This window comes from Pseudomonas sp. PS02290 (assembly GCF_029960075.1).
Taxonomy (GTDB): domain Bacteria; phylum Pseudomonadota; class Gammaproteobacteria; order Pseudomonadales; family Pseudomonadaceae; genus Aquipseudomonas.
The window spans coordinates 1-7,159 of record NZ_JASCOY010000158.1; the positions used below are offsets into that span (position 1 = coordinate 1).

Below are 7,159 nucleotides of genomic sequence, written 5' to 3' on the forward strand. Positions count from 1 at the left end.
CCATGTGGGAGTGAGCTTGCTCACTAAGAGGCCGGTACATCCGCTCATTTTTCTGCGGCAGGAATACCGTCTTCGTGAGCAAGCTCACTCCCACAAGTTATTTTGACACCAGAAATATCGGGTTTCTTATTAACGCGCCGGCGCTCGCCTTAGCGCACCGCCCCCCGCAATTCCGCTACCCGCTCACGCACCAGCGCCGGTTGCGATGCCTCTCCCGTCAACGCTGGCCCGGCCACCAACGTCACTCGCGACCAAAGCCTGCGAAACACGCCCTTGTTCGGGTCGCGGCTGAAAAAGCTGCCCCACAACCCCTGCAATGCCATTGGAATCACCGGCACATCAGTCTCCTGCAAGACCCGGGTCATGCCACTCTTAAAGGTGTCGATCTCGCCGTCGGTGGTCAGTTTGCCTTCCGGAAAGATGCACACCAGCTCGCCTTCCTTAAGGTAATGGGCGATGCGTTCGAACGCGCTGTCGAACACTGCCTTGTCCTCTTTGATACCGGCAATCGGGATGGCGCCCGCCGTGCGGAACACGAAATTCAGCACCGGCAGATTGAAGATTTTGTAGTACATGACGAAGCGGATAGGCCGGCGCACAGACCCGGCAATCAACAGCGCATCGACGAACGAGACATGGTTGCAGACCAGCAACGCCGCGCCCTCATCAGGGATCAGGTCGAGGTCGCGATGCTCCACCCGGTACATGGAATGGCTGAGCAGCCAGATCATGAAGCGCATGGTGAACTCGGGCACGATTTTGAAGATGTAAGTGTTAACCGCGATGTTCATCAGCGACACGACGAGGAACAGCTGCGGGATCGACAGCTTCGCCACGCTCAACAGGACGATCGAGACAATCGCCGAGACCACCATGAACAGCGCATTGAGGATGTTGTTGGACGCGATGACCCGCGAGCGCTCTTTCTCCGGCGTCCGCGACTGGATCAGCGCGTACAGCGGCACGATGTAAAACCCGCCGAAGACGCCGATGCCGAGGATGTCCAGCAACACCCACCACGCCTGCCCGTACCCCAGAATCGCCAGCCAGTTATTGGCCTGCACGTTCTGCGGGAAATCACCGGAATGCCACCACAGCAACAAGCCGAACACGGTCAGGCCCATGGAGCCGAACGGCACCAGGCCAATCTCCACTTTGCGGCCTGACAGTCGCTCGCAGAGCATGGAGCCAGCGGCGATGCCGATGGAGAACACGGTCAGAATCAGTGTGACGACGGTTTCATCGCCATACAGAAAGTCCTTCGCGTAGGCCGGGATCTGCGTCAGATAAATCGCCCCTACGAACCAGAACCACGAGTTGCCGACGATGGAACGCGACACCGCTTTGGTCTGCCCCAGGCCGAGTTTCAGGGTGGCCCAGGATTCACTGAAGATGTTCCAGTTCAGGCGCATGTCCGGCGAAGCGGCCGCGGCCGGCGGAATGCCCCTGCTCGCGAGGTAACCCAGACACGCCACCGAGACCATCGCTGCCGCGACGATGGGCGCGTAGTGGGTCGCCGACATCATCACTCCGGCGCCGATGGTGCCGGCCAGGATCGCCAAAAACGTGCCCATTTCCACCAGGCCGTTGCCGCCCACCAGTTCGTTCTCATGCAGGTGCTGGGGCAGGATCGAGTACTTCACCGGCCCGAACAGCGCCGAGTGAGTGCCCATGGCGAACAGCGCCGCCAGCATCAGCGACAGGTGATTAAAGAGAAAACCCGTGGCCCCCACGACCATGATCACGATCTCCAGGACCTTGATCATGCGGATCAGCTTGTCCTTGGGGTATTTCTCGCCGAACTGCCCGGCCAGCGCCGAGAATAGAAAGAACGGCAGGATGAACAGCAAGGCGCAGAGGTTGACGTAGATGGAGCGGTCGCCGTCGATGCTCAGCTTGTAGAGGATGGCGAGGATCAGCGACTGCTTGAAGATGTTGTCGTTGAACGCCCCGAGGGACTGGGTCACGAAAAACGGCAGAAAGCGCCGCTTACCCAACAAACTGAACTGCGACTGACTCATCTTCCCTGGTCCTGAGTGGCGCCGGTATCGGCTTTCTGATGGGAACGCCGAAAGGCGGTTCCGGGCCACATTGAAGACGTATCCGGCGTCAAAGTCGAGCACGCGCTCCAACGCATAACCCGTTAGAGCGTACGTAAACCGGCGATGCAGGGCGAAACGAACAGATCGCCTTTATAGGCCCCGGTCACGGTGCGCTTCATGATCACCAGCCACAGGACACTCAGCGCGGCGACCAGCACGCTGCCGAGAACCGCAAAGAACACAAGATGAAGCACCGCGCCCAGCTTCAGGGTCGTCAGCGCGAACACGCCCAGCGGAAAGGTAAAACCCCACCAGCCCAGGTTGAACGGGATGCCGTTGCGCAGGTAGCGCGCGGTGATCAGCAGCGCCATCAGGCACCACCACACCCCGACACCCCATAAAATCACGCCGCCGATCAGGCCAAGGCCCGAGGCGATTTCGCCGACGCCGGGCAGGCCGTTGGCGTTGAAGATCAGTGGCGAATCGGCGCCCAGCACAATCAAACCGAATGCGCCGGTGCTGATCGGCCCGAGCGCTAGCCAGCTCGATGCGGCCATGCTTTCGTGGGGCAGTTTGTGCAGGGCCATGCGCAGCAAGAGGATGGTCAGAATGCTGAACGCCACCGGCACCGACATCGCCCACAGCACGTAGCTGGTGATGAGCACGCTGAACTGGCTGTCGCTGTCGGCCAGATGCGGCGCCAGCAGCCCGCCGCTCACCGCCGCCACTTCGCAGGCCACCAGCGGCAAAAGCCAGACGGCGGTCATCTGATCGATGCGGTGTTCCTGGCGGGTGAACATCAAAAACGGGATGACCACGCCGCAGGCCAGGGACATCGCCACGTCCAGCCACCACAACATCTCGGCAATCGGCAGCACGGCGTCGCCCCATCGCGGCAGGCCGAAAGTCAGCAGCCCATTGATGAGCGTCGCCAGGCCCATGGGAATCGTGCCGAAAAACATCGACACCGTGGAATGCCCGAACACCCGCCGCGCCTCGTCGAAAAACATCACCCAGCGGGCGATGTAGAGGGCGCTGAAGGTCAGGAACAGCACGATGTTCAGCATCCACAAGGCTCCGGCCAGCTGGAACAGACCGGGGATGGGCACCGGAAGCTGCACCAGCACAGCCGACAGAATCCCGGTGCCCATGGTCGCGGCGAACCAGTTGGGGGTGAATTGGCGGATGACTTCCCGTGGATGGCTCAGTTGGCTGAAGGGTCTTTGCGGGCAGAAAATGGCGTGGGTCATGGCGAGCTCCTGTCCTCGTGTGAGGTGGTCCCCATAGTAGAGCCGCAGCTGATATCGACTAAGCGGGTAATTTCGCTATGTCTCATAGATTTCCCCGATATGGAAGACGCTACCCGTTCTGCGCCCCTGCGACACCGCGCCGCTCAGACCTTGGTCGTAACAGACGAACCCCACGCGGCGTGCGAGACTGTCCGGCCGGCGAGGGATCGCCACCGAAACCGCTAGCCGCTTGCCTCCGGAGTTCCCATGTCGCTGTCCAGCGGGCTGATCGCTGCCGTCGCCCTGGCCTATATGGCCATCATGTTCGCCATCGCCTTTTACGGTGACCGCCGCAGTACCCCGCTGCCGCCGCGCCTGCGCGCCTGGGTGTACAGCCTGTCGCTGGCGGTTTACTGCACCAGCTGGACGTTTTTCGGCTCGGTCGGTCAGGCCGCCGAACAACTGTGGTCGTTTCTGCCGATCTACCTCGGGCCGATTCTGCTGATGCTGCTGGCGCCCTGGGTGCTGCAGAAAATGGTGCTGATCAGCAAACAGGAAAACATCACTTCAATCGCCGACTTCATCGCCGCCCGCTACGGCAAGTCGCAAACCCTCGCCGTGGTCGTCGCGCTGATCTGCCTGATCGGCGTGCTGCCCTACATCGCGCTGCAGCTCAAAGGCATCGTGCTGGGGGTGAACATTCTGATCGGTGCCGGCGCCGACGCCACAGGGACTCGCGCCCAGGACACTGCGCTGATCGTGTCGCTGGTGCTGGCGCTGTTCACCATCGTCTTCGGCACCCGCAACCTCGACGCCACCGAGCACCACCGCGGCATGGTCTTGGCGATTGCCTTCGAGTCGCTGGTCAAGCTGTTCGCCTTCATGGCCGTCGGCGCGTTCGTGACCTTCGGCCTGTACGACGGGGTGGATGACCTGTTCAACCAGGCCATGCTCGCGCCGCGTCTGGAGGAGTACTGGAAAGAGACAGTCAACTGGCCATCGATGGTGGTGCAGACCGGCGTCGCCATGATGGCGATCATCTGCCTGCCCCGGCAGTTTCACGTCACCGTGGTGGAGAACATCGAGCCCCAGGACCTGCGCCTGGCCAAGTGGGTGTTCCCGGCGTATTTGCTGCTGGCCGCGGTGTTCGTGGTGCCGATTGCGCTGGCGGGGCAGATGCTGCTGCCCGCCTCGGTGCTGCCGGACTCGTTTGTGATCAGCGTGCCATTGGCCCACGCGCACCCGGCGCTGGCCATGCTGGCGTTCATCGGCGGCGCCTCGGCCGCCACCGGCATGGTCATCGTTGCCAGCGTCGCCCTCTCGACCATGGTTTCCAACGACATGCTGCTGCCGTGGCTGCTGCGGCGCAAAACCGCCGAGCGCCCGTTTGAGGTGTTCCGCCACTGGATGCTCTCGGTGCGCCGGGTCAGCATCGTCGTCATTCTGTTGCTCGCCTACGTCAGCTACCGGCTGCTGGGCTCGACTGCCAGTCTGGCGACCATCGGCCAGATCGCCTTCGCCGCCATCACTCAGTTGATGCCGGCGATGATCGGCGCGCTGTACTGGAAGCCGGCCAATCGTCGCGGGGTGTTCGCCGGGCTTGCCGCCGGGGTGTTCATCTGGTTTTACACCCTGGTGCTGCCGATCATTGCCCACAGCATGGGCTGGTCGCTGAGCAGTTTTCCGCTGCTGGCGTGGCTGCACAGCAACCCGTTCAATCTGCCGATCAGCCCGCTGACCCAGGGCGTGGTGCTGTCGATGCTGGGCAACCTGGCGTTGTTTGTGTGGGTCTCGCTGCTGTCGCGAACGCGGGTGTCCGAACACTGGCAGGCGGGCCGTTTCATCGGCCAGGAATTGCAGGCGCGGCCTAACAACCGCTCGCTGCTGGCGGTGCAGATCGAAGACCTGCTCAAGCTCTCGGCCCGTTTCGTCGGAGAAGAACGGGCGCAACAGAGCTTCATCCGTTTCGCCTACCGGCAGGGCAAAGGTTTCAACCCCAACCAGAACGCCAACGGCGAATGGATCGCCCACACCGAACGCTTGCTGGCAGGGGTGCTGGGCACGTCGTCGACGCGGGCGGTGGTCAAGGCGGCGATTGAAGGCCGCGACATGCAGCTTGAAGATGTGGTGCGCATCGCCGACGAAGCCTCCGAGGTGCTGCAGTTCAATCGCGCGCTGCTGCAAGGCGCCATCGAGAACATCACTCAGGGCATCAGCGTGGTGGATCAATCCCTGCGCCTGGTGGCCTGGAACGCGCGCTATCTGGAGCTGTTCAATTACCCGGAAGGCCTGATTAGCGTGGGGCGGCCCATCGCCGACATCATCCGCTACAACGCCGAGCGCGGTTTGCTCGGCCCCGGCGAGGCCGAAGTGCATGTCGCCCGGCGCCTGCACTGGATGCGTCAGGGCCGCGCGCATACGTCCGAGCGGTTGTTTCCCAATGGGCAGGTGATCGAGCTGATCGGCAACCCGATGCCCGGCGGCGGCTTCGTCATGAGCTTCACTGACATCACCGCGTTCCGCGAGGCCGAGCATGCGCTCAAGGGCGCCAACGAAAGCCTCGAACAACGCGTGGCTGAACGGACGCGGGAGCTGTCGCAGCTGAACACGGCGCTGAGCGAAGCCAAGGCCCATGCGGAAGCCGCCAATCAGTCGAAAACGCGCTTTCTCGCCGCCGTCAGCCACGACCTGATGCAGCCCATGAATGCCGCGCGCTTGTTCTCCGCTGCGCTGCTGCACAACGACGACAACGTGCCGGCGGAAGCGAAACAGCTGATCCAGCATCTGGACAGCTCGCTGCGTTCGGCCGAAGACTTGATCAGCGACCTGCTGGATATTTCGCGGCTGGAGAACGGCAAGTTCACGCCGACCATCACGCCGTTCGCACTGAACAATCTGTTTGAAACCCTCGGCGCTGAATTCAAGGCCCTCGCCCAGGAGCAGGGTCTGGACTTCCGCGTGCGCGGCAGCCATTTGCGCGTCGCCAGCGATGCCAAACTGCTGCGGCGGGTGCTGCAGAACTTCCTGACCAATGCGTTTCGTTACGCCAAGGGGCCTATTTTGCTGGGGGTGCGGCGCAGAAGCGGGCAGCTGAGCCTGGAAGTCTGGGACCGTGGGCCGGGTATTCCGGAGGACAAGCGGCAGGTGATTTTCGAGGAGTTCAAGCGGCTCGACAGCCATCAGACCCGCGCCGAAAAGGGCCTGGGGCTGGGGCTGGCGATCGCCGACGGTCTGTGCCGCGTGCTTGGTCATTCGCTGGAAGTGCGTTCATGGCCGGGCCAGGGCAGCGTGTTCAGCGTCACGGTGCCGCTGGCGCCTGCATTGCCGATACCGGCCGTTGTGCCGAGCGAACCTTCGCGTGCTGCGCTCAACGGTACGCAAATCCTCTGCGTCGACAACGAGGACAGCATCCTGATCGGCATGAACAGCCTGCTGAGCCGCTGGGGTTGCCAGGTCTGGACGGCGCGCAATCGTGAGGAATGCCAGGCCCTGCTCAACGACGGCATTCGCCCGCACCTGGCGTTGGTGGATTACCACCTGGACCACGGTGAGATCGGCACCGAACTGATGGCGTGGCTGCGCACGCAACTGGGTGAGCCGGTCCCCGGTGTGGTCATCAGCGCCGACGGCCGCCCGGAGCTGATCGCCCAGGTACACGCCGCCGGCCTTGAGTATCTGGCCAAACCGGTAAAGCCCGCAGCGCTGCGGGCGTTGTTGAGCCGGCATGTGCGTTTGGGTTGAGGCTGGCCGGTATCGTCACGATGGGAACGATGATCCACTGTAGGAGTGAGCTTGCTCGCGATCGGCTGCGAAGCAGTCGTGAAACCCGACACCCCGGTAATGCCTGACACACGGCACGCACCGGTTTGCTGCCGCTGCGCGCCAGAT

General features: G+C 62.7%; 3 protein-coding genes. 1 reads left to right on the forward strand and 2 read right to left on the reverse strand.

The features are described 5' to 3' along the window. Nucleotides 1-149: 149 nt before the first annotated feature. Together QMX88_RS28155 and QMX88_RS28160 are read right to left on the reverse strand one after the other, a co-directional pair. Nucleotides 150-2,021, reverse strand: a complete 1,872-nt coding sequence (locus QMX88_RS28155; RefSeq protein ID WP_282373529.1) for an MFS transporter — start codon at nucleotides 2,019-2,021, stop codon at nucleotides 150-152. 122 nt (nucleotides 2,022-2,143) lie between these two features. Beyond that, on the reverse strand, nucleotides 2,144-3,292 hold the full coding sequence (locus QMX88_RS28160; RefSeq protein WP_282373530.1) for a TDT family transporter: 1,149 nt from the start codon (nucleotides 3,290-3,292) through the stop codon (nucleotides 2,144-2,146). Nucleotides 3,293-3,538: 246 nt separating this feature from the next. On the opposite strand from QMX88_RS28160, the gene QMX88_RS28165 reads away from it, so the two are divergent. Next, on the forward strand, nucleotides 3,539-7,012 hold the full coding sequence (locus QMX88_RS28165) for a hybrid sensor histidine kinase/response regulator (protein WP_282373531.1): 3,474 nt from the start codon (nucleotides 3,539-3,541) through the stop codon (nucleotides 7,010-7,012). Nucleotides 7,013-7,159 lie beyond the last annotated feature (147 nt).

Excerpts from the sequence above, each read along its gene's own strand:
- QMX88_RS28155 (WP_282373529.1), bottom strand. The coding sequence starts at position 2,021 with ATGAGTCAGTCGCAGTTCAGTTTGTTGGGTAAGCGGCGCTTTCTGCCG.
- QMX88_RS28160 (WP_282373530.1), bottom strand. The coding sequence starts at position 3,292 with ATGACCCACGCCATTTTCTGCCCGCAAAGACCCTTCAGCCAACTGAGC.
- QMX88_RS28165 (WP_282373531.1), top strand. The coding sequence starts at position 3,539 with ATGTCGCTGTCCAGCGGGCTGATCGCTGCCGTCGCCCTGGCCTATATG.